Source organism: Streptomyces sp. NPDC006012, assembly GCF_042871185.1.
Lineage (GTDB): Bacteria > Actinomycetota > Actinomycetes > Streptomycetales > Streptomycetaceae > Streptomyces.
The window spans coordinates 74,531-96,074 of record NZ_JBIAIE010000032.1 but is presented as its reverse complement, the minus strand read 5'-3'; the positions used below and the strand labels follow the sequence as shown (position 1 = coordinate 96,074).

The 21,544-nt window shown below is 69.3% G+C and carries 23 protein-coding genes and 2 pseudogenes; 13 read left to right on the top strand and 12 right to left on the bottom strand.

What is annotated here, in order from left to right:
• Positions 1–467: 467 nt before the first annotated feature.
• Positions 468–1,115, bottom strand: coding sequence for a TetR family transcriptional regulator (locus ACFYPJ_RS34725; protein ID WP_389025584.1), 648 nt, complete (start codon positions 1,113–1,115; stop codon positions 468–470).
• A gap of 201 nt (positions 1,116–1,316) precedes the next feature.
• Here ACFYPJ_RS34725 and ACFYPJ_RS34720 point away from each other — a divergent pair.
• Positions 1,317–1,852 (top strand): annotated as a pseudogene (locus tag ACFYPJ_RS34720) (relaxase domain-containing protein); the annotation flags it as partial.
• 439 nt (positions 1,853–2,291) lie between these two features.
• Here ACFYPJ_RS34720 and ACFYPJ_RS34715 read toward each other — a convergent pair.
• A complete protein-coding gene (locus ACFYPJ_RS34715) occupies positions 2,292–2,468 on the bottom strand; it encodes a hypothetical protein (protein ID WP_389025583.1) in 177 nt (58 codons plus the stop codon).
• A gap of 162 nt (positions 2,469–2,630) precedes the next feature.
• On the opposite strand from ACFYPJ_RS34715, the pseudogene ACFYPJ_RS34710 reads away from it, so the two are divergent.
• Both ACFYPJ_RS34710 and ACFYPJ_RS34705 read left to right on the top strand, forming a co-directional pair.
• A pseudogene (locus tag ACFYPJ_RS34710) lies at positions 2,631–2,843 on the top strand (hypothetical protein); the annotation flags it as partial.
• A gap of 103 nt (positions 2,844–2,946) precedes the next feature.
• Positions 2,947–3,135 carry a hypothetical protein gene (locus tag ACFYPJ_RS34705; protein ID WP_389025588.1) on the top strand — a complete coding sequence of 63 codons (189 nt, stop codon included), beginning with the start codon at positions 2,947–2,949 and terminating at the stop codon, positions 3,133–3,135.
• A 15-nt stretch (positions 3,136–3,150) separates the two neighbouring features.
• Here the strand turns inward: ACFYPJ_RS34705 and ACFYPJ_RS34700 are convergent, their stop codons facing one another.
• Together ACFYPJ_RS34700 and ACFYPJ_RS34695 are read right to left on the bottom strand one after the other, a co-directional pair.
• Positions 3,151–3,927 carry a MerR family transcriptional regulator gene (locus tag ACFYPJ_RS34700; RefSeq protein WP_389025582.1) on the bottom strand — a complete coding sequence of 259 codons (777 nt, stop codon included), beginning with the start codon at positions 3,925–3,927 and terminating at the stop codon, positions 3,151–3,153.
• Positions 3,927–5,021 (bottom strand): serine hydrolase domain-containing protein, encoded by a 1,095-nt coding sequence (locus ACFYPJ_RS34695; protein WP_389025581.1) that lies wholly within the window; start codon positions 5,019–5,021, stop codon positions 3,927–3,929. Before ACFYPJ_RS34695 ends, ACFYPJ_RS34700 begins: the two co-directional genes overlap by 1 nt.
• 292 nt (positions 5,022–5,313) lie before the next feature.
• Here ACFYPJ_RS34695 and ACFYPJ_RS34690 point away from each other — a divergent pair, with 292 nt between their 5' ends.
• Positions 5,314–5,436, top strand: coding sequence for a hypothetical protein (locus ACFYPJ_RS34690; protein WP_389025580.1), 123 nt, complete (start codon positions 5,314–5,316; stop codon positions 5,434–5,436).
• 180 nt (positions 5,437–5,616) lie between these two features.
• A complete protein-coding gene (locus ACFYPJ_RS34685) occupies positions 5,617–5,988 on the top strand; it encodes a VOC family protein (protein WP_389025579.1) in 372 nt (123 codons plus the stop codon).
• On the opposite strand, the gene ACFYPJ_RS34680 is transcribed toward ACFYPJ_RS34685, so the two are convergent.
• Both ACFYPJ_RS34680 and ACFYPJ_RS34675 read right to left on the bottom strand, forming a co-directional pair.
• Positions 5,978–6,424 carry a PP2C family protein-serine/threonine phosphatase gene (locus ACFYPJ_RS34680; protein ID WP_389025578.1) on the bottom strand — a complete coding sequence of 149 codons (447 nt, stop codon included), beginning with the start codon at positions 6,422–6,424 and terminating at the stop codon, positions 5,978–5,980. The genes ACFYPJ_RS34685 and ACFYPJ_RS34680 overlap by 11 nt on opposite strands.
• A gap of 386 nt (positions 6,425–6,810) precedes the next feature.
• The gene (locus ACFYPJ_RS34675) at positions 6,811–7,428 is read right to left on the bottom strand and encodes a TetR/AcrR family transcriptional regulator (RefSeq protein ID WP_389025577.1); all 618 of its coding nucleotides are present in this window, start codon (positions 7,426–7,428) and stop codon (positions 6,811–6,813) included.
• A gap of 151 nt (positions 7,429–7,579) precedes the next feature.
• Between ACFYPJ_RS34675 and ACFYPJ_RS34670 the strand changes: the two genes are divergently transcribed.
• The 7 genes from ACFYPJ_RS34670 to ACFYPJ_RS34640 all read left to right on the top strand — a co-directional run bounded on the left by ACFYPJ_RS34670 (position 7,580) and on the right by ACFYPJ_RS34640 (position 14,364).
• Positions 7,580–8,440, top strand: a complete 861-nt coding sequence (locus tag ACFYPJ_RS34670; RefSeq protein ID WP_389025576.1) for an enoyl-CoA hydratase/isomerase family protein — start codon at positions 7,580–7,582, stop codon at positions 8,438–8,440.
• Between the two features lie 298 nt (positions 8,441–8,738).
• Positions 8,739–9,581, top strand: a complete 843-nt coding sequence (locus ACFYPJ_RS34665) for an IS5 family transposase (protein ID WP_389025575.1) — start codon at positions 8,739–8,741, stop codon at positions 9,579–9,581.
• A 579-nt stretch (positions 9,582–10,160) separates the two neighbouring features.
• Complete coding sequence (locus ACFYPJ_RS34660; protein ID WP_389025574.1) at positions 10,161–10,691, top strand: RNA polymerase sigma factor; 531 nt, start codon at positions 10,161–10,163, stop codon at positions 10,689–10,691.
• A complete protein-coding gene (locus tag ACFYPJ_RS34655; RefSeq protein ID WP_389025573.1) occupies positions 10,688–11,518 on the top strand; it encodes a zf-HC2 domain-containing protein in 831 nt (276 codons plus the stop codon). The genes ACFYPJ_RS34660 and ACFYPJ_RS34655 overlap by 4 nt, the downstream gene beginning before the upstream one ends.
• Positions 11,519–11,573: 55 nt before the next feature.
• Entirely contained in the window at positions 11,574–12,380 is an 807-nt protein-coding gene (locus tag ACFYPJ_RS34650; protein WP_389025587.1) for an ATP-binding cassette domain-containing protein, read from the top strand.
• A gap of 74 nt (positions 12,381–12,454) precedes the next feature.
• On the top strand, positions 12,455–13,774 hold the full coding sequence (locus tag ACFYPJ_RS34645) for a hypothetical protein (protein ID WP_389025572.1): 1,320 nt from the start codon (positions 12,455–12,457) through the stop codon (positions 13,772–13,774).
• Positions 13,771–14,364 (top strand): hypothetical protein, encoded by a 594-nt coding sequence (locus tag ACFYPJ_RS34640; protein ID WP_389025571.1) that lies wholly within the window; start codon positions 13,771–13,773, stop codon positions 14,362–14,364. Before ACFYPJ_RS34645 ends, ACFYPJ_RS34640 begins: the two co-directional genes overlap by 4 nt.
• A 445-nt stretch (positions 14,365–14,809) precedes the next feature.
• Here ACFYPJ_RS34640 and ACFYPJ_RS34635 read toward each other — a convergent pair whose 3' ends face one another.
• On the bottom strand, positions 14,810–15,178 hold the full coding sequence (locus ACFYPJ_RS34635; RefSeq protein ID WP_389025570.1) for a transposase: 369 nt from the start codon (positions 15,176–15,178) through the stop codon (positions 14,810–14,812).
• Between the two features lie 9 nt (positions 15,179–15,187).
• Between ACFYPJ_RS34635 and ACFYPJ_RS34630 the strand changes: the two genes are divergently transcribed.
• Positions 15,188–15,463, top strand: coding sequence for a hypothetical protein (locus ACFYPJ_RS34630; protein WP_389025569.1), 276 nt, complete (start codon positions 15,188–15,190; stop codon positions 15,461–15,463).
• A gap of 30 nt (positions 15,464–15,493) precedes the next feature.
• Here the strand turns inward: ACFYPJ_RS34630 and ACFYPJ_RS34625 are convergent, their stop codons facing one another.
• The 5 genes from ACFYPJ_RS34625 to ACFYPJ_RS34605 form a co-directional block, all read right to left on the bottom strand.
• Positions 15,494–16,024: an NUDIX domain-containing protein gene (locus tag ACFYPJ_RS34625; protein WP_389025568.1), complete on the bottom strand. Its 531-nt coding sequence runs from the start codon at positions 16,022–16,024 to the stop codon at positions 15,494–15,496.
• 194 nt (positions 16,025–16,218) lie between these two features.
• Complete coding sequence (locus tag ACFYPJ_RS34620) at positions 16,219–17,181, bottom strand: hypothetical protein (protein ID WP_389025567.1); 963 nt, start codon at positions 17,179–17,181, stop codon at positions 16,219–16,221.
• On the bottom strand, positions 17,178–19,904 hold the full coding sequence (locus ACFYPJ_RS34615; RefSeq protein WP_389025566.1) for a PEP/pyruvate-binding domain-containing protein: 2,727 nt from the start codon (positions 19,902–19,904) through the stop codon (positions 17,178–17,180). The genes ACFYPJ_RS34620 and ACFYPJ_RS34615 overlap by 4 nt, the downstream gene beginning before the upstream one ends.
• Positions 19,905–19,912: 8 nt before the next feature.
• On the bottom strand, positions 19,913–20,554 hold the full coding sequence (locus ACFYPJ_RS34610) for a methyltransferase family protein (RefSeq protein WP_389025565.1): 642 nt from the start codon (positions 20,552–20,554) through the stop codon (positions 19,913–19,915).
• Between the two features lie 67 nt (positions 20,555–20,621).
• Positions 20,622–21,389: an AfsA-related hotdog domain-containing protein gene (locus ACFYPJ_RS34605; protein ID WP_389025564.1), complete on the bottom strand. Its 768-nt coding sequence runs from the start codon at positions 21,387–21,389 to the stop codon at positions 20,622–20,624.
• Between the last annotated feature and the right edge of the window lie 155 nt (positions 21,390–21,544).

Sequence of the window (21,544 nt, the reverse complement as noted above, 5' to 3'; positions counted from 1 at the left end):
CACGAGACGGCAGCCGACTGATAGCCACACCCAGCACCCCTGGGCGACCCAACCCTACGAATGGCTCGATCAACCCGATCGAGACGGTAGAGCCGACTGAGGCAGCGACGAGGCGGTGTCCAGGGCCCGCCGCTGACCCTGGAGCAGGCCGTCGTCATCGTGGCCGACCTGCCCGAAGAGGACCCCGGCGGCGACGACCCCGGGGCGAGGAGTACGTGGTCGAGGGCCACCTGCACTTCGGGACGCCGTCGCTGACCGTCCGGTTCGGCGACGGCGTCCCGCACGGCCACGGCCAGCTGCATCCCGCCCGGACCATGGGCGCCTGGGTCACCGGCAGCCCGCACAGCCTCACCGCCCGCCCACTCGATCGTGCTCGGCAGTCCGGGGAGCTACCACTCGCTGTTTCTCTGCTCCGAGGCCATGTCCGCGCTCGGTGTGCTACTGGTCCGGAAGGTCAAGAGCGTCCGCTAGGTCTGCTGACTGGTCGCCAGGAGCGGGATGCGATCGTTCAGATAGCTGTTGAGGACCCGTTTGCACTCGGCGATCAGCTGGGGGTCGCCCTGCGGATCGGTACGGAAGGCCAGTTGCAGCACGCCGTCCGCGCATTCAAGGGCCACCCGCACGGTGATCTCAAGTTCGGCGTTGTCCTGCACACCGGCCAGGGAGGCGGTCAGTGCGCGCAGCGATCCGGCGACCGCGGTGTTGTTGTCCCGGTTCGGCTCCAGGACGTGGTCCTGTCCCGCCGCGCCGAAGTCGACCACGCCGAACCCGGTGATCGTCCGGCGCATGGCGACGAACTCGTCGACGGTCACCTCCACGAGGCCCGAGATGCCGTCGGGCGCCTCGCGCTCCAGCCGGTCCGCGACCCGCGCCAGAAAGGACTCCAGATTGCGGGCGGCGAGCGCGCCGATCAGCCCCTCCCTGTCGGAGAAGAACTGGTAGAGGGTGCCGATGGGCACCTCGGCTCTGCGTGCCACCTCCTTGGTGGTCAGCGCGGCATAGCCGACCTCGTCGAGGAGTTCGGCGCAGGCATCCAGCAGCCGTTCGAACCGTTCGACGCTGCGCTTCTGGACCGGCAGCCGACGCAGCGTCCCTGCAGTGCGGTCGTGATTCACGCTTCCATCATCCCACCGGAACGACTAACATGAGCACTACTCATGTTTCTGCGGGGCAGAGGGATGGGGGGCGGCTGGCTCTCACGCTTCCGGCCCGGGGGTCGGGTGATGATGGCAGTGGGGCCGGGCGGGATCATCCTGCCCGGCTCCGCTGTCCGTCTGGCGCTGCTTACGTCCAGTGCATTCCGATCGCGGACAGCTGCTCCGTGGGAGCCGCGCGAGGTGACGCCCGGCAGGAGGCCGGTACTTGAGATCGCCGTGGATCGACCAGCGGCTCATCGGCTGGCAGTCGAGGCGCCGTCAGTAGATCGCGGACGCGCTGCCCGTCCTCATGGCCGGCTACGAAGAGGTACGGGGGCACCCGCCGGGGGAGCGGGCCGCCTACGCCCTGGACCGGCTGGCCGCGGACCGGACGCGCCCGCCGAAGCGCAAGGTGGGCGCGGGCGCTGTCCGAGCTGCGCGACAGCTGGCGGAAGTCGGCGATCCGGGCGTTCGGCGCATGCACGGTGTACCGGCTGGCGGAACGGGCGCGGGCGGCGGCCGCGGCGGTGTGGGCGCGGGTGCGGCCGGCGGTCGATATCGTGCTGGCGGCCGTCGATATCACTGCCGTGGTGTGCGTGATGCGTGGCGCGTTCCAGCGTCGGCACCTGCTCGCCGAAGCCCGCTGCCACCTCGCCCACACCCTGCGCGGCCGACCCCAGGAGCCTGGCCTGGACGAACAGATCGTGCAGGCCGCCGACGGCGCTGTGAGTGCTCGGCTCCTGTGTCCGTTCAACGGAGTTGGTGGGAAACTCCGGCAACAGTGATCGCGGACCTGATGGGCGCTGACGTGGAGAACTTCTTTGAGAGGGTGGGACGTTTCTGGCTGGCGGGACCGCCGCGATCTGCACTGGCACATCCTGCCGACTCCCAGCGAGGCCACCGCGCTGGCAGCGCCGTACCACCACCCTCTCACCGACAGTCAGATCGGCATCCGTCTCCACAAGATCGGGATCCGCCCAAGCAGGACCGCTCCACCGCGCTGTTCACCCTCGCCACCGAAGTCCCGGCTGCGATCCTCGCCCGGATGCTCGGCGTCCACATCAAGGTCGCCGTCCAATGGCAGAAGGCATCCGCCGGGGACTGGGCCGCCTACGCCGCTGAGGTCAGCAAGCAAAGTCGAGACTGATCCCGGCTTCATCGGCGCCTCGTGGGCAGCACACGAAAGAAGTCTGCCAGTGCACGAATGATCGCTGGACGTTCGCTGGGAGTCGTACCACGCAACGTGACCACAAGGCTGATCAGGCGGATCACAGGAGCGATGGCAACGACAACAATGAACACGAGCGGATCGATGCTGGAAAGGAAGCCCACAGCAACCCCTTCAGCCTCGCCCAGCTGAAGGATGAGGGGCTCCCTCTGAGCAGGAGCGTCTCGATCTTCAACCGAACCAGGACATGACTGATCGGTTGAAGGTCTCTCCCGCCAGCGCCGAGGGCTGACCGACAGCGCCGGGGAAAGCTACTCAGACCCGTGATGACGACGCTGCCGCGAAGGGATACTCCCCTTCTTACAAGCACAGAAGGTAGCACTGCGAGCACACCCTTGGGAGGGCATTCGGACAGTTTCAATAACCCGACTCCACCGTTATCACACGGCGCCACCCGGCCGTTCCCGCTGTACCGCGACATCGAGGACCCAGGCGAGGCACCCACGGAGCCGGTCGCGGACCTGGTGCTGTGGCCGGGCGACGTCCTGTACGTGCCGCGCGGTCTCCGCCGACCAGGGCACCCGCTCCCTGCACGTCACCTGCGGACTGCAGACCCACACGGCGACCGACCTGATGGCGTGGGTGTCGGAGCAGCTGCTCACGCACGAGGACTGGCGCGGCCTGACCGCGCTGTTCTGGTCCAACGTCAACCCGCACGGCACCTTCCGCCTGGACATGAACAAGCGCCTCGACCTGGGGCCGGCCACCGCTGTGCCCTACCCCCGCGCCCCGGCCGACACCGCCAGCCGATCACGTACAGAGACATGGTGAAGGACTTCCAGGACCTCATCGGTGGGGGACGGGTACGCCCGCAGCGCGGAGCCTGGTCTCGGTGAGCGCGGTCAGCCGGGCCGCGACTGGTGCCTGGTCCTCGCGGTGGTTGTTGATCAGCTTGTACTGAGCCGAAGCCTTGGCCCATGCTTGCAGGCTGGCGTGATCCCCCAGCAGCGCGGGGTTGGCGAGGTAGCGGTCGGCCATGGCGGCCGCGAGTTCCTCGATCCTTGGGTCGTCCGGTTCCCAGGTCTCGGCCTCCCAGCCGCGCTTGGTCAGGTCGATGTACTCGGGGTCGTCCAGCCCGTGTTCGAGCTGCGTCAGGAAGCCGTCGAAGCCGTCCGGCACCAGCGCCCGGGCCAGGACCAGGGCCTCGCGCTGCGCGGCCACGTAGTCGGGGCTGAAGCCGAGTCCGGGCATCCGGTCCAGGACCGCGCAGGCGCGGTCGGGCAGCAGGGCCCGATCACCGTCGGTGAGCCGGTGCAGCGTGTCGCGGCGGGCGACCAGTTCATCGATGCGTTCGGTGAGCTGCCGCTCGACGTCGGTGAGCGCGGCGCCGAACTGCGCGGCGTCGGCGTCGAGCATGGGCCCGATCTCGGCCAGCGGCACGCCTGCGGCGGCCAGCGTCCGTACCTGCACCAGCTGCAGCAGCTCACCGGATCCGTACCGCCGGTAGCCGGAGCTGTCACGTTCCGGCTCCATGACCAGTCCTAGCTTGTGGTAGTGCCGCACTGTCTTCACCGTGACGCCGACGAACGCCGCCGCCTGCCCGATCGTGACCCCGTTCCTCATCAGCCCAGCTTGCCGCAGAACACCGTGTCGACGAAACGCTGCTGGGCGGTCTGGAATGCCGGTGCTATCGACAGGTCGGCGTCGTCCACCCAGGTCAGCCCGGAGGTCAGGGTCTTGCTGCCATCGGGGGTGCTGTACATCAGTGCCGCCGAGCCCATGGTGGCGCCGTTGTGGTGGAAGACGGTGCCGCCCTCCGTTTCCAGTGCGAACACTCCCAGGCCGTAGCCGACCGTCGCCTCCGGCGTGCGCATCTCGGCCAACAGCTCAGCCGACAGGAGCTTGCCGCCCATCAGCGCGGAGAAGTACGTGTGCAGATCCTTGGTGGTCGAGATCATGTCGCCGCCGGCCCCCACCCAGGACGGGTTCTGATGGGTGACATCGACCGTCCGCTCCTGCCCAGCGTCCTCGTAGCGGTAGTAGCCGTGGTTGTGCGGCTCGGGGATCTCCGACGAGGCGCCCGGCGCCACGGTGCCGGTCATCCCCAGCGGCTCCAGGATCAGCCGCTGCAACTCCTCTGCGAACGCATGGCCGGTGACCTTCTCGACCACCAGCCGGGCCAGCACGTAGTTGGTGTTGGCGTAGCTCCAGCCCTCACCCGGCGCGAACCGCGCCGGCCCGGACAACGACAGCCGGACCAGATCTTCGGGCAGGTAGGTCTTGAACCGGTTGTCCACCCACTCCTTGCCCTGCCAGGGGACCCCCAGCACGATGGTCCCGTCCTCGTAGAGCTCGCCGGTGTGGTTGAAGATCCCGCTGGTGTGCTGCAGCAGCATCCGCACCGTGATCCGCCGGTCGAGACCGAACTCGGGCAGGTAGTCATCGGCCGGGGCGTCCAGACCGATCTTTCCCTCGGCCACCAGCATGAGCACCGAGGTGGCGACGAAGCTCTTGGTACTGCTGCCGATGCGGAAATGCCCGTTCGTCAGCGGCTTGGCGCTCTGGCCCAGCTCGCGCACACCTGCGCTGCCGACCCACTCGCCCTGCTCGTTGTTCACCCGGAGCTGGACCCCGACGAAACCCGACTCGACCAACTCCTCGATCGCCTTCTGCAACTCGGGACGATCCTGCTGCTGGCCAGAAAGGTTGGTAGACATGTTGCTCCTTCACATCGGCTGTGCCCGGGTCGGCGTCGTGCCGATGCGATGAGCCTCCGCCCTGCCCCAAGGTCAACCTCAAGTGTGATCCAGTCCACAGTTGCTGCCGGTCGGCACGGCTGGCAGCCGGAATTCCCGGCTCCACTCCGAATCCTGGCCGCCCTGTCTGAAACACCCTCATGAAACAGTCAGGGCTCGTGAACGACGACTTCAAGCGTGTGGAATCGCGCGACTGTCCGATGTCCACCTGCGCGGCCCCGCGGGCTCCCCGTGCCGGACCGGCAAAGGCAAGGTGGCCATCCAGTACCACACCGCCCGCTTCCGTCTCGTGTCCCAACTCGCCAAGGGGCTCAGCGTGCCGACCCCTCCCGTCCGCAAGCGGGGCTCTGTGTGGACCGAACTGCCCGGCCGGTGAGCGCCGGCGCCGAACCGGTCGGTCACTGTCCCGTCCCAGATAACTGTTGGCATGGTGAGGCTCTGACCTGCTGTGCTTACGGTTGAGTGGAACGAACGAGCTCTCTCCGTCCCGCTCGACCGTAGGCAGCCGCCTCCATGGCGTGCACCACGGAAGTCCACTGATCGGCTCGGAGGTGTCATGCCCTTGCAGATGGAATTGGTCGCGATAACGCTCGATTGCCCTGATCCGCTAGCTCTGGCGGCGTTCTATCAGCAAGCCACCGGATTCGAACCGCACCCGAAGTCGGACGCCGAGTTCGCCGGTCTCAACCGTGAGGACGGACTCTTCATCGGCTTCCAGCGGGTGGAGGACTACCGGGCCCCGAATTGGCCTGGCCAGATCGTTCCCCAGCAGCTTCACGTCTGCTTCAAAGTCGCGGAGAGCCTGGACGAGGCGGAGACCCGGCTGTTGGAGCTGGGTGCGGGAAAGCCGGATCACCAGCCGCATGGGGACAGAGCACGGGTCCTCACGGATCCGGCTGGGCATCCCTTCTGCATCGTCACGCGCTGATCGGCGTCCTGTGCCGGACGCCATAGTGGCGGCTCTGGCGCCTAAGGTTGAGTGGAGAGACCGGCGGTCGGCGTCCCGCTCGACTGTAAACAGCGTGATGGTCACCCTCGGAGCCAGGCCAGCCAGCAGGGGCGTCGCAGCTGACGTTGTCGGGGCCGCCGGAGCTGTTGGTGAGCGTGATGAGTTCGCGGACGGCCAGTTCGGGTTCGCTGATCTCGGAGAGCGCTCGGTGGATGTCCTGGGTCGGCACGACGGTCGACAGGCCGTCGGAGCAGAGCAGATATCGGTCTTCCCGCATCGCGGTGAGCGTCGTGCCGGTGCCTTCGGGTGATGAGCCGTTCTCGGCGATGTCGTGCACGGCCTGCTGGGCCTGTTCGATGACGTCTTCGAGGACGTTGAGGAGATTGCCGGCTGGGATGTGGCACCTCTCCGACAAGGCCGTCGATCCGCCCGGTCAGGCCCGCCCCGGACACTTCGGCAACTGCATTGGCCTGCGAAACAGCCCCGAGCATGCCCGCTGATCATGCTGGCGCACCGGGGAATTCCACGATCCCTGACAGAGTCAAGCTGATGGTGTGTGGTGCTGCCCTCGCGGCAAGTCAGTGAAGTTACCGGGATTCTAAGAGGTTGCGCAGATAGGTGCTGTGGGGGCCTCGGCGGCCCCGCACGGCTGGGCGTAGACACCGTCCGCTTTCGGCCGGATCGACACCCCACTCTTGCACTCGCGGCCGGGGCTGGACTCCAACGACGCGATCAGCGCCGCCGGGTCGATCACTCCTTTCGGCCGCTTCGGCACCGCCGAGAAGCCGCCGCCTCGGCCCTTTACAGCGGAGCGTCCGTCTGCGGGCGTGCCGGGGTCGAGAAGGCGGCGAACGCAGCGTCCAGCAGGTTGCCAAGGTCTTCTTGGCCGCCGCTCGCACTCCACTGCCCGAGGACGATCCACAGGCATTCGAGTGCTGCTGCTGCGCGCACGTTGGCGATGACCGGTGATCCGTCGGCCGAGGAGGCCGTCTCCCGCAGCCGGGCGACGATCTCCGGTCGCCATTCAGTCTGCTTCTCGCGGAGCCGTGCGCACAGGGCCGGAGTCTGGTCGACAAGGCCGAGGATCGTCACGAGTTCCTGGACATCGCGCACGAGGAATGTCACGGCTGATTCCAGGGCGTTGCGCAGCCTGTCCCAGTCGTCCTCGTTAACCCGGTCGGCGTCGAGCGCGTCGGTGATGACGTCACCGACGGGGTCGAAGACGAACAGGACTACGTCCTCCTTGGTTCCGAAGTAGCGCAGGAAAGTGCTCCGCGACACTCCGGCGGCCTCGGCGAGGTCGGCGAAGGTGACCTGGTTGAAACCGGTGAGGCAGAACCGGTTGAACGCCACGCGGGCCAGCTCTGCTCGTACCGCGTGGCGGCCGATCTCACGGGTACCGACGGGTGCTGCACTCATGGAGCCAAGTGTACTGCGCCACACTCGTTTGCTTTTATGCACCTCGATTCATAATCTGATACTCAGTGTCAGTTGCGACGCTGAGAGTCGCGACGCTTGCCCGGTCGGCGGCACATCATGCGCCGGCCTTCATGTGAAGTGGAGCCACCCCATGAGCTACGACGACCTCTCCGCCCTGACGATCGACGTCTCGGACGGGGTCGCGACGGTGACAATCGATCACCCGCCGCTCAACCTGATGGACGCGTTCCTGCTGCCGTCCCTGCGGGCGTTCATCGCGCGGGTGCGTGACGACGCCGACGTCCGCGTCATCGTCTTCGAGAGCGCCGACCCGGAGTTCTTCATCGCGCACGGTGACATGGCCTACCTCACCGACCCGGACGCGCTGCCCGAAGCCACCCGCGCCGCGATCGCGGCCGCACCGGACGCGACCCTTCCCAAGGGGCTGAACATCCTCCAGGCGCTGAGCGAGGAGGTCCGCTCCCTGCCGCAGGTCACCATCGGCAAGCTCGCGGGTTTCGCGCGTGGCGCGGGCAACGAGTTCTTCATGTACCTGGACATGCGCTTCGCGGCGATCGGCAAGTCAGGGCAGGGACAGCCGGAGTCCTTGATGGGGATCCTCCCCGGAGGCGGTGGCACGGTGAACATGACGCGCCTGGCGGGCCGGGCCCGCGCGCTGGAGCTCATCCTCGGCGCCGAACTCGTGGGCGCGGAACTCGCGGAACGCTACGGCCTGATCAACCGTGCACTGCCCGCCGGGGAACTCGATGCATTCGTCGGCACCCTGGCCCGACGGATCGCCGGCCTGCGACCGGAGGTCATCTCCATCACCAAGGCCGCGGTCGACGCGATCGCTCCTCCGATTCCTCACACGGCGTACGCCGTGGAGAACGAGGGCCTGTACGCGGCGTTCGGCGACGACGTCACCGAACTCGCCCACAAGCTGCTCGCTGCCGGTATCCAGACCCGCGAGGGTGAACGGGACCACGAGCGCATCGCCAACAGCATCTGAATGCCCAAGCTCTCGCCATCCGTGCACAGAGGCTCCGCGGGAAGAGTTCCTCAGCCATTGCCGGCACGCGCGTTGTCGAGTGGTCAGGTCGACAACCTTTATTCGCCGGGCCTGTCGGGAACACGACCGGCTGAAGCGCCGGAAACGGCGGGCAGGGGAGTGGATGGCGCAAGTAGCCGTAAGTTTGACAACGCTGTTCGGCCCGCGAATAGGCGCGGTTGGGAAGGCAGGTAGCCGAGCGGGCACAGACCCCGTTGATCGTGGAGGTGCTGACGCTCTGTGATCACCGAGGAGACCTGTGCCCGCGCTTCCATCATGGCTGACCGAGCCGCTCTGGGACCAATTCGCGATCCTGCTGCCCGAGCGGCCGGAATACCACCCGGACCATCCACTTGGCTGCCACCGCCGACGCATCAGCGACCGGATCATCTTCGACAAGATGCTGCAACTGCTGCGCTTCGGCTGTTCTTACGAGGCGATCGCTGACAGAACCTGCTCGGCCACGACGATCCGCAGCCGCCGCGACGAATGGATACGACTGGGCGTCTTCGCCCGACTCAAGCAGATCGCGCTCGACGCCTACGACCGGATCGTCGGTCTCGTCCTCGACCAGATCGCCGTAGACGGCTCCATCACCAAAGCTCCAGGAGGCGGTGAGGTGGCCGGGCGTTCCCCGGTCGATCGGGGTAAACGAGGCTTGAAACGCTCGGGCATGACGGACGGATACGGCATTCCACTGGGGCGTGTTCTGGCCGGTGCCAACTGCCATGACTCCCCACTGCTCGCCCCCACCCTGGACCACCTCGACGACCTGGGTCCGTTGCCCGCCGAGGTCACCGTCCACCTGGACGCCGGCTACGACTCGAACAAGACCCGCACGATGCTCGACGAACGCGGCCTGCACGGCCGCATCGCGCACAAAGGCGAGAAGGCGCCCATGCAGGCCAGTCAACGCTGGCACGTCGAACGCACCCATGCATGGCAGAACGCCTTCCACCGGCTCGCCCGCTGCTACGAGCGGCGAGCCACCGTCATCGACGCCTTCTTCGACCTCACGGACACGATCATCACCGTGCGCAGCCTAATCCGGCGAGCATGGATGACTCACCGCTGGGACGAACGCCCGAACCGCCGACCATGACCGCACCCCTTTCCGCGTCACCTCTAAGTACGGCGCTTGGCGGAACGACGACCCCACCCCTTCCACCAGCGACGGCGCGGCCGGGCCGCCGCTTCCCCGTCGTGGGCGAGGATCTCGGCGGCCAGTGCTTCGGCGACCGTACGGACGTCGGTGGCGGCCTGCCCGGTGCCGACGTCCGTACCGCTCGGCGTACTGGCTGGCGGCCTCCTCCTGGCTGGTGGAGGCGAGCAGCAGCATCACCGCGGCCGACGCGGTCGGCGGCAGGTAGGCCCAACGCCTGGTCTGCTCGTTGAGGATCGCGCCGCCCTCGTCGGTGAGCACGGGGTGGATGCCCTCACACAGCCGCCAGCTTCTGGCGGGCGTGAGCGCAGTTGCCCCGCGCACGATGCTGGGGAGCGCCGTGGCGCGCCGCGCCGCAACGGGCTCCAGAGCGGGCCCCTCCTGCCCGGCCCCAGAGCGGGCCGCCCCTCCATTACAAAGGGCGAGTGATCTCCGCATGTGACGTGGATCACTCTCTTGGGGAAAACCCGGAGCCTACGCGCCCCGTCAGACCAGGACGTGAGACGTTCACCGGCCTCGATGACCGAGGCGCAGCTGGTCCGGCGGATCTCCCGAGGAGACACCGCGGCCTTCGACGAGCTGTACCGGCGCAGCGCCCCGTGGCTCACGGCCCGGCTGCGTCGGCGCTGCGCGGACGACGAGATGATCGCCGAGGTACTCCAGGAGACGTACATGGCGGTGTGGCGGGCAGCCGGGTCCTTCGCCGACAGCATGCGCGGGGAGGAAGCCGGCGGCTGGCTGTGGACGATCGCCGCCCGTCGGCTCGTGGACGCGTTCCGGGTACGCGGCCGACACCGCGCTCTCCCGCCGGCCGCCGCCACTCCCGACCTGGTGCCCTCGGTCGAGGACGAGGTCGTCGACGCCGCCGTGGGGGGCGACCTCGGCGCGGCGCTTGACCGGCTGGCCCCCGAGCTGCACCAGGTACTGACCGCGATGGTGCTCGACGGACTGACGGTCCGTGAGACGGCCGTGCTGCTGAGCATCCCCGAGGGCACGGTCAAGACCCGCGCCCGCCGCGCACGACTCGACATGCGAAAGGCCCTGTCATGACTGCGCACATCCCTCGCGAGCTGCTGGTGAGCTACCTGCTGGCCCCTGACGCCCAGGCCGGTGCCGGTGCCGACGCCGGGGCACGCTGGACGCTGGAGGCCCACCTGGAGCGGTGCGCCGCCTGCCAGGCCGAAGTGCGTGAGGTCTCCCGCACCCACTGCCCGGCCGACACCGCGCTGATCGCACAGGTCGGCGACCGCCTGTCGGCGACGCTCACGCCGGTACGCCGCCGACGAGGACGGCGGGTGCGGGCCGCACTGGCACGGTGTGCGGCACCGGCACTCGGACCGTGGACGGCGGCGGTCGTACTCGTCGTCCTCAGCGCCCTGGTCCTGTCGACCGCAGTGGCCCGTACCCCGCTGCCCCAGCTGCTGGCTCCGGTGATGCCGCTGCTGGGGGTGGCCCTGAGCTGGGGCCCGCATTCCGACCCGGCGCACGAACTGATCGCGACCACCGCCAGGTCGGGGCTCGGCCTGGTCCTGCGGCGGACCCTGGCCGTGCTCACCCTGGTGATCCCGGCCCTGGCGGCCGCCGGCGGGCTGGTCGGCGCCGCGCCCGCCATGGCCCTGTTGCCGGCCCTCGCGCTGATCTGCGCCTGCCTGGCGCTGGGCAGCGTGGTGGGTGTCCCGCGCGCCGCCGCCGTACTGGGTACGGGATGGGCCCTGTTCGTGATCGTCCCCGCCATCGGCGACACCGCGCCTCCGTCCTGGCTGCAGGAGTCCGCCACCCCGGCCTGGGCGGCCGCGACCGCGGTGCTGAGCGTCGCCGTGGGCCTGTGCCGCACCGCCTATCTGCACCCCCGTGAGGCGCGGGCCCGCCGGCGCTGAATCCGCCCGCCTCGACCCACACCCCTCTTCACGTCCGCTGCGAGGAGCCATGACCATGCCCAGAAACGTCACCGCGAGCGAGATCGCCCCCACTCTCTACGCCCATCACATCCGGGCCCACGCGCTGACCGTCCGGCGGGGACGGCGCGCCGCGGTCGACGGGGTCGACCTGAACCTGGGCACCGGCGTGCACGGACTGCTCGGCCCCAACGGGGCGGGCAAGACCACGTTGATCCGTACGCTCGCCACCGTCCTGACCCCGCACAGCGGCGATCTGGAACTCCTGGGCACCGCCTGCCGCAGCCGCGGCGAACTGCGAGAACTCCGCCGCCGACTGGGCTACCTCCCGCAGGCCTTCGGGCACTACCGGCGTTTCACGGTGCGCGAGTTCGTCGAGTACATGGCCTGGCTGAAGGAAGTGCCCCGGCACCGGACCGCCGAAGCGGTGCAGTACGCCATCGACCGGGTCGATCTGACCGGCCGTGCCGACGACCGGATGGGGTCTTTGTCCGGAGGCATGCTGCGCCGGGCCGGCATCGCCCAGGCGATCGTCAACGACCCCGACATCCTGCTGCTCGACGAGCCCACCGTCGGACTGGACCCCGCCCAGCGCATGGAGTTCCGCGAACTGCTGCGCGACATCGGCGCGCAGTCCTGCGTCCTGGTCTCCACCCACCTCGTCGAGGACGTCGGCGCCGCCTGCGCCAGTGTCGTGCTGATGGACGAAGGCAGCACGGTCTTCGCGGGTCACATCGACCAACTCCGTGCCGCGGGAACCGACGCCGACCCGGGCGACAGCGAGATCGAGCGCGGCTATTCCGCCCTGCTGCGCCTTTATCGGGCGGGCAGGGCCGTCGCATAGCGCCGAGGCATGACCGCCGTCCGACACCCAACACCCCCACCCGACCTCATCCCCCTCGACCACAGGAGACTGCGATGTTCCGCATGGTGCGCCTGGAGGCCAAGCGTTCGGTCGCCCTGCCACTGTTCCTCGTGCTGGCCGCTCTGACCCGTGTGTTCCTCTGGATGGACGTCCAGGAATGGGCGGCCAGTTGGGCATCCCTGGTCTACTCCATGCGCGGGGCCGCCTGGATCGGGCTCCCGGTGGCGTTCGCCGCCGCGATCTGGCATGGGGGCCGGGAGCGGCGCGCCGAGGTCTGCGAACTGTTCGCCGCCACGCCGCGGCCGGTCCCGGTCCGGCTGGCGCCCGCCTTCCTGGTGATCGCGGGCACGGTCGTACTCGCCGTGGCCGCGATGGTGGCGTGGGCCGTGGCGCTGGTCACCGGCCACGCGACCTACGACGACGGCCAGTGGCCGCTGGGCCTGGCCGTCGGACTGCTCGCCACGGTCGCCGTCACCCTGCTCGGGCTGGGCGTCGGACGGGTGGCGGCGGCACCGGTCGCGGCACCGCTCGGCGCGGTACTGCTCTTCCTGATCCTGACCGTGAGCCAGGGACGGGGCGGCGGGCAGGCCCATCGGCTGGTGGACACCGTGCTGCCGACGCTGCCGGTGACGGACGACTTCCACCGGGTGCTGCCCTCGCTGACGGCGGCCCAGGGAATCTGGTTCGCCGCCCTGGGCGTCACCGGCGTACTGCTGGCCGTCGCGGCCACCACGCGGGCTCGGCTGCTGGCCCTGGCACCCGCCGTGGCCGGGCTGGCCGTCGCAACCCTGCTGGCGCCGTCGGGCGCGATCGTCCCCGACCCGCAGGCCACGGCCCTGGTGTGCGCACCGGGAGACCACCGGATCTGCGTCACCAAGGTGCATGCCCATACCCTGCCCGACCTCGTGACTCCCGCTCAGAAGGTGCTCGGCGCCTATGCCAAGGTGCCCGACGGCCCGCGCCGGGTGCAGGAGGATCCGGTCACCTCGACGCTCGACACCCGCAGACCGGGGGACCCCGCCAAGCATCTCGGCACGGTCCGTGTCGAGCTTCCCTACCGGACCCAGGCAGGCGGCATCCGCTGGGATCCGGCCGCGCTGCTCGCCGTCGTGGCCCAGAACGCCACCGTCGACCTGAGCTGCGCCTCCACGGAACGGGACCTCACCCGCGCGAGCGACGCGTCGGACGCGATCACCACACTGCTCCTGGGCGCCCCCACGGACGAGCTGAGCCCCGCGGCCCGCACCGCCTACGACACCTTGCGCGCGCTGCCCCCAGCAGAGCGCTATCAGCGGATCGGCGAGGGCCGTAAGGCCGGACTGAGCTGCAAAGACCCGCTGTCCGTCATCACCGGGCAAGGAGCGAACCGATGACCTGGGAGCCCCGCGGCATCATGCTGCACCTGCGCAGCCGGGCCGTCCCCGCCACCGTCCTGGTCTTTCTGGCCGCCGCCGGCCTGACCTGGGCCGGCTACCTGCTGGACGATCCGGCGACGGCCCGCACCGTCGCTCTGATCGCCGTCCTCCTGGGTATCGCCCCCATCGCCCGCACTCTCTCCGGACCGGACGAGGAACTGGAACGCGGCACGCCCGTCCCCTGGCGACTGATCCGCACCGTCCACCTGACGTCGCTCGGCGGAACCCTCCTCAGCCTGCTCGCCGCCGTCCACCTGATCGCCGGCCGGTGGCCCGCGGTCGTGTCCTTCGGCACCCTGGCACAGGCAGTGGCGGCACTCACCGGGTTGACCGCCCTTTCCACGGTGCTTCTCGGCGCCCACGCGGCCTGGGCCCCCTCGCTCGGCTGGGCCCTCCTCATGGTCGCGGTGGGACCCCGGAACTCCGTCGGCGGACAAGCCCTGACCTGGATGGTCCAGGAACCCGGCACCGTCACCTCCACGACCGTCGCCGTACTGCTGACCGTCGTCGGCGGCGTCGCCTACGCCCGGCACGGGAGCCACCGATGACCCTGGCCGCACCCGCCCTTCGGAGCAGGCACCCACGCCCGTGGGGCGCTGCGCGGTCCCGTTCAGCGAGCCGACGGCCCGAGCCGGGGCAACCGACGCATGTCGAGCCCGAGCCCAGGCTCCCGGCCTGGATCTTGCTTGTTGCGCGGGTCGCTTTGACTGACTGGTCGGGGGCGTAGGGGTACCCGGTAGGGCGGCTACCGGGATGTACCCGCCTGGGAGTGCCTCGGCTTCAGCAGTCCAGGCAGTACGGACCAGCGGGCGCCTTCGGAACATCGTCGCGTCGGTGTCAGTGGTTGACGTTGTCGGGGATCTTGAAAAGGCACCGATCTGACGGGTGATCTTTGAGCCGAAACCGCGATTTTCCCAAGACAGCCCTGGGAGAGTTGGGTTGCTCGTGGAGTCCGACCCCGCAGGGGGCCGGGGCAAGGCGGTGACAGAACGCTCAGCTCAGCCTGCGGGGTGGGTGGCGACGCGCCAGGGCCGGGGCCGGGGGATGTGCTGCCAGTCGAGGAAGCCCTGAAGGGCTGGCGGGTTCCGGCGGCAGGTGAGCGTCGATGCGTTCGAGGTTGACCGCGATCGCGGTCAGGACGTGCTGGACGTGAGCCTTGTCTTCGCTTCGGTAGCGGCACTGGCGCATGCCGTGGCCGTTGACGAACTCGCTGATCGTGCTCTCGATGGCGGCCCGCAACGAGTAACGGGGGAGCCATTCCTGGGTCTGCTGCTCGGTTCGCGACTCGGAGTGGGTGTCGTAGAGATCGCGCGGCAGGAAGGAGACCCTGCGGGCGTCGGTGCGGGTGCAGGCAGCCTTCACCGGGCACTGGTGGCAGTCGTCCGGGGCACACTCGACATGGACTGGCCGAGCCCGCACGTCCGCGAACTGAATGATGCAGTGCGCGCTCTGCTCGGCCTGGATGACGACACCGCCGTCAGAATCCGCCCACTCTTCTACGGCGACGTCGGCCGGCCGCCGCTGGAGACCGTCGTCGAGGTGCTGCCCATGGACGGCGAGGCCCACCGCTGGACGCTCCACCGCCCCGCCGAGCAGGTCACCGAGAACGAGCTACGGGCCACCCTGCCCCAGCGCCGACCGAGCTGACCGGACCCTGCCCCGGGGTCCGTCCCGGCGTCAGGGCTGCATGCGGGACGCGGTGGCGTAGCGGGCCAGGAGTTCGCTGCTGTCCGGAGCGAACCGCATGCCGTCCTCCGCGATCCGGGCCGTCAGCCGGTCCCATGGCAGCCACCAGCCGTCGGCCACCTCCGTTTGCTGATGGACGATCGGTCCGTGCCCCTCCGGGTCGTAGACCGTCTCGTAGGTGTATGCCAGAAAGGTGGTGTGTGCGTCCGTGTACCACTGCTGGGCCAGTGGGCGCAGCACCTGGTCGCGCAGGCCGAGTTCCTCGGCGAGTTCGCGGACGGCGGCGGTGTCCGGCTCCTCGCCCGCCGTGATCACTCCTCCGATCCACGCGTCGTCCAGGCCCGGAAAGACGTCCTTGGTCTCGGTGCGACGATGCACATACACCCGGCCTTCGACATCTCGGACGAGGATCTTCACCGCCGCGTGCGGCAGGTTCCCCGCCCTCATCAGGCTGCGGGGCGCGGTTCCGACGACCCGGCCGGGCACCTCGTCATGGGCGTAGAGGGCCACGATCTCCTCCACGTTCGACACTCCTTCCTCAGGTGGTCTCCATCGGTACCGGGCCAGGGAAGCGGCCCGCCAGGAGGTTCTATCAGTGCGCCCGGTGCCCGATCGAGATCTGACAGCCGAGTTTTCGGGCCGCGGCCGCCCGCCCAGGCGGGCCGCCGGGCGGATCTCGGGGCGGACAGCGGGCAGCGCGTTCCCGCCTGCCGGTGTCATCCCCCGAACCCCGGTCGCACCACGGCCAGCGCCGCGACGAACATCCCGAGATACGCCCAGGCCACGTAGCCCATCGCCGGTCCGGGCGGCCAGGTCGGGGTGCGCAGCGACGCGAACCGCTCCGCGCCGCCCCACAGGAAGCCCAGCGTGGTCAGCGGCAGCCAGCCCGCCAGCGTGGCCATCCCGTGCAGCCCCCAGGGACGGATCACGCCGAGTGCCAGGGCCGTCCCGGCCAGCGCGCAGCCCACGGTCAGTGCGACCGAACCGCGCAGCCCGACGACATTCGAATACAGCGTGGCGCCAGGCACCACCCCGGCGCCGGTCTTGCGGGCGAATTCGTAGTGCAGGAAAACACACGCGCACAGCACGACCCCCAGTACCGCGTGCGACCCCGGACCGCGGCCGGTCGCCTCCCGGAACGACAGCCAGATGTGCACGCTGAGCATCGCCTGCACCGGATAGCTCACCAGCAGGTTGACGAAGATCCCGTCCCGGACCGTCGCCGACCAGCGCTCCAGCCGCACCAGGAAGCAGATGTAGCCGAGGTCCAGCAGCAGCAAGCCGGCCAGCAGCGGCGAGCGCCAGCCGGTGAGCGCAAGCTCCGCGACGACGATCAGCGCCATCGCGATCCGCAGCTCCCGTACGTCGATCGCGCCGCGTGGCAGCGGCCGGCCAGGGTTGTGCACCCGGTCGTACTCCAGGTCCTTCTGCTCGTCGACGACCCGGATGAACAGCAGCGCCAGGTAGACGGTGACGATTTCGGCGAGGAGGGAGCCGCCGAGCCGCCAGTCCCGCTCGGGAGCGAGCAGAGCGAGGGCGCCCTGGAGGGCGAGGACCCACAGGACCGCGTAGACGACGTAGATGCGGGCGGGGGCCCGTTCGGCGAAGAAGGCACGCAGACGGCGGGCGGTGGAGCGGGGCTCGCGGGCCACCGGGCGGGGGGTGCCGACGGCGGTCATGCCTCGTCCTCCTTGAGGATCTTCACGGTGCCGGCCGCGCCGTCCATCTCCACACGGGCGCCGTCGGGGATGCGGGTGGTGGCGTGGGGAAGCGCCACGATGGTCGGGATGCCGAACTTGCGGCCGGAGATGGCCGTGTGCGACAGCAACGTGCCGCACTCGACCACAATGCCGCGCGCGGACAGCATGAGGAACAGCCAGCCGGGGTCGGTTTCGCGGGCGATCAGAATCATGTCGTGGCAGGGCTCACCGACGTCGTGCGGGTCGATGACGACGCGGGCGGTGCCCCGTACGACGCCGCCGCTGGAGCCCAGGCCGCGCAGGGTGCCCGCGGCGGTCGTGTCCCGGTTCAGGTCCGGCAGTGCGCCCTGCACGGGACCCATGGTGACGAAGTCCATGGGAAGTTCGGCGCCTCGTGCGTGGAACTCGGCCCGGCGTACGGCGGCCAGGCCCCGCAGGTCGCCGGTGACGGCGGTGCCGTCGTACGTGCCGAGGACCTCCTCCTCGGTCAGGTGCACCACGTCCTCGGACTTCTCCAGCAGGCCGCGCGCGGCCAGGTCGGCGCCGAGCCTGCGGTACACCTGGCGGCCGAAGCCGTACAACTCGCTGCGGCGGTAGCGGGTGTTCTCCCGTATGTCGATGTACCGACGTTGCCTGGCCAGTGCGGCGTGCAGCGCACCGCGGCGCAGCGGGTGGCCGGCCAGCAGCTCGGCCAGCCGCCGCTCGCCCGCCCGCCGGGCCTCGGCATCTCGTTCGCGCAGCAGCGCACATGTGAGGTCGCCGCGCGCGTACTCGGCGGTGGTGCGTAACAACAGGGCGGGCTGGTCGCGGGGTACCGGTACCTCCAGTTTCAGCTCCTGTAGGCCCCGGTCGCCGTGCAGGTGGGTGTGGGCGCGCATCCGGTCGGCGAGGTCAGTGCCATGAGCGTTCCGGTCGATCTCGTCCCACACCTCCTCGGTGGGTTTCACGGCGAGCGCGTCGAGGACGCCGGGAGCGGCGCGTATCCGTTCGGCGATGTCGACGACCGACATCAGAATGGTGACGCTGCGGTTCTCCTTCCCGCCGCACAGCAGGTCGCTGTGCAGTCCGGGATCGGCCTGCGGCACCCAGCGGTCGAGCATCTTCATGACCAGCGTCTCGTGCATCTGCAGCAGGAGGTCGTTGACGAGTGTGATGCCCCAGCGGTCGCCTGCTTCTCTCCACAACGACCGCATCAGTTGGACGAGTTGCAGGGGATCCGCGGTCTTTGCTGCCTCCCTGTGTGCGGTGAGGGTCCGTTCCCACCAGGTCTCGAAGTCCTTCACGGCCGCGCCGTGGGTCAGCAGCCGCCACGCCAGGTGGGTCAGGGCCGCCGCCGTCGCGGGCAGCAGGGTGGGCTCGGTGAGCAGCGGGGTGGGCCGGACGTGGGTGACGGAGGGGGACATGCCCATCATCCGCTCGAAGCTTCCCCGCCACAGCGGGAAGGTCCGGCTCAGTCCGTGCAGGGTGTACCAGGTGCTCAGCGAGTAGTAGACCCGTCCGCGTAACAGGCCGATCATGCCGCGCAGTTCGCCCTCGTGCCGGTCGAGGACCTTGCGCGGCACGCCGAGCAGTCGGTAGAGGTCGTGGAAGTCCTCACGGTAGAAGCGCTGGGCGAAGGAGTAGGTCAGCGCGGTGGTGACGCCCGGGTAGGACTCGGTGATGTTGGCGTTGCTCCACAGCCGCTGCCGGTTCAGTTCCAGCACCACCGGGCGGGCCTGGAGGATGTGCAGCCGGCCGTCGGCGGTGAAGGTGCCCTCGATGTCCTGCGGGCAGCCGAAGAGCTTCTCGACCCGGTCGCCGACCGCCACGACCTGTTGGATCTGTTCGTCGGTCAGTGTCGGTGCGTCCCGCAGTTCCTCGGGCGCGGGCAGCGTGCGAGGGCCGTCGGCGAGCCGGTCCGGGTTTTCCTGCATCATGTGTGCCTTGTGCGCCGGCACGGAGCGCACCGCGTCGTCGCGGCGGCTGACGAAATAGTGGTCGACCGGGACCTTCTCCTGGACCACGCCCTCGCCGATACCGAGGCCGGCCGCGAGCACCCGGTCGCGGGCGCCGGTCAGCGGATCGCAGGTGAACAGAACGAAGGAGCGGCGGCCGAACTCCATGCGCTGGACGCCGACGGCCACCGCGAAGTCATGCTGTCCGCCGCCCCGGGCCGCCCGGTACAGCAGCGCCCGCGGCCCGAACCCGGAGGCCCAGCACTGTCGTACCCGGTCCAGCAGGTGCTCCCGGGTGACGTACAGGAAGCTGTCGCTGATTCCGGCGAACGCGTCGTGCGCCGAGTCCTCACCGGCGTCCGTGCCGGTGCCGACGACCGAGGAGCGCACCGAGACCACGGCTTCGGGCCCGAAGACCGTGTCGAACTCCTCGTACACCTGGCGTTCGACCACGGTCGGTACGGGGGCGGCGAGCACCGTCTCGCGGAGCGCGGCAGCCTGTTCTTCCAAGGCCTTGGCGTCCGCGGTGCCGAGTCCGGTGAGCAGGGCGTCCAGCTCGGCGCGTACGGGGCGCAGCACTTCGGTGAACACGGCTGCCGGCACGCAGAAGAAGCGGGGCACCGCGAGGCCCGCCGCCGCCATCCGCGCCTGCCGGGAGAACTTCGGGCCGACCTCCGCCTCGTTCAGCAGGGCCCGCCCGCGCAGTACCGGCCGCTTCCTGCCGGGCGACGAGAATGTGAGGGCGCGCAGTGCACGGGGTGTGTTCATCGGGCCTTTCACCATATCCAGGGGATGACACGGCGGTGGGTTGCCGCATAGTCGAAGTAGCCGGGAAGCGTGAGCAGGGTCCGCTCCTCGACGAGGATGCGCACGACCAACGTCGGCAGCAGCACCATCAGGGCGGCGACGCTGTAGGTGTTGAGAAAGAACAGCACGAAGGCGACGTGGGCGAGGGCCATCCCGAGATAGGCAGGATGCCGCACCCACCGGTAGGGACCGCTCTGCACCACCTGGTGGTCGCCGAGGACTCGGACCCGGTGCGAGTAGAACCGGCCGAGGGTGTGGATTCCCCACAGCCGGAAGCCGACGGCCGCCGCGAAGGCCACGGGCAGTACCGGCATCCAGGGGTGATAGGTCTGGTCGTCGGCCGGCGGCAGACAGGCCGCGGCGACGGTGGCGGCGCGCGCGGTGGCGTACACGTAGATCGTGCCGCGGTCGGTGGCCGTCTCGGTCGACCTGGAACTGCGCACGGTTGTCCAGGTCTCCAGCAGCAGCCACACCAGATAGAGCCCGGCGAGCGTCCCCGCCATCCGCTGCCAGGGATCGGAGAGGTCGAGCAGCCCGCGGACGACGGCCGTGCCGGTCGCCGCGACACAGACACCAAGGATGAACAGGGGGTACTTGCGCAGGAACACCATGCGAAATCTCCAGTGGGCGGGGCCGGCGGACGAGGCCGGCCACCGATGGTCAGGACCCGGCGATCCGTCAGACAGCCGGGTGTTTCGTCAAGCCGTGCTCCTCGGCGTGGAGTTCCGTCAGCGCGCGGGTCGTCTCGCGTATGTGGTCCGCTTCGATCCGGTCGGCTCGCTTCTCGTCCATCACCACGATGTCCGTCGAGCCCGACGCGGCCAGGACGTCCGCCTGCAGCAGGTCACACCTACCCCTGAAGCGCAGCCGGTCGGGGCCCTTGCGCCTGAGTTCCTCCAGCCTGTACTCCAGCCGGGTCGGCAGCGGCAGGAGGAATTTGTGGAACACGGTCTGGAGGGAGTTCATGATGAATCGACGGGCCGTGCCGGATGGCGTCAGCAGATCCCGCTCCGCGACGGCGACCGAGATCTGCCGCACTGCCTCCGTGATCACCATGCCGGTCACGTGGGACCCGGTGGTGTGGTCGAGGATCATCTCCTGTTTGTCGGAGATGCGCAGGGTCGCCCTGAACAGATCGTCCTCGACCTTGTGCAGCCCGGCGATGAGGACGTTCTCAGGGCGGTGCTTGTGTACTTCGCAGGGGCGCAGCGGCGCCGGAAGGGGCACATCCATCAGCATCGACTCCGGGAGACCGCGCCGCCGGAGCTTGGCGCGGATGGTCTCCCGTTCATGCACCTCGATTCCCTGCCCCGGTACGAGCACCGGAAGAGAATCGGGCAGCGTCTCCTCCAGAAGGAGGTCCAGCCGGGATAACGGCATTAAGTCGTCCGTATCCGATCCGTCGGCCAAGTTATCGCCTACGACGAACACAAACTTCCCAGGCATGGCTCCCCGCCTTCCCCTTTGACGGATGCGGCAGGTGCCATCGACGGAATCCGCCGAGTTCGGCACTCACCGCGACTGGTATGCGTGAGGTCCTGACGTCTTGCGTGATTCGTCTCAGTCGAGTTCAGGAGCCGCCGCCGGTTCAGCCGCCGATC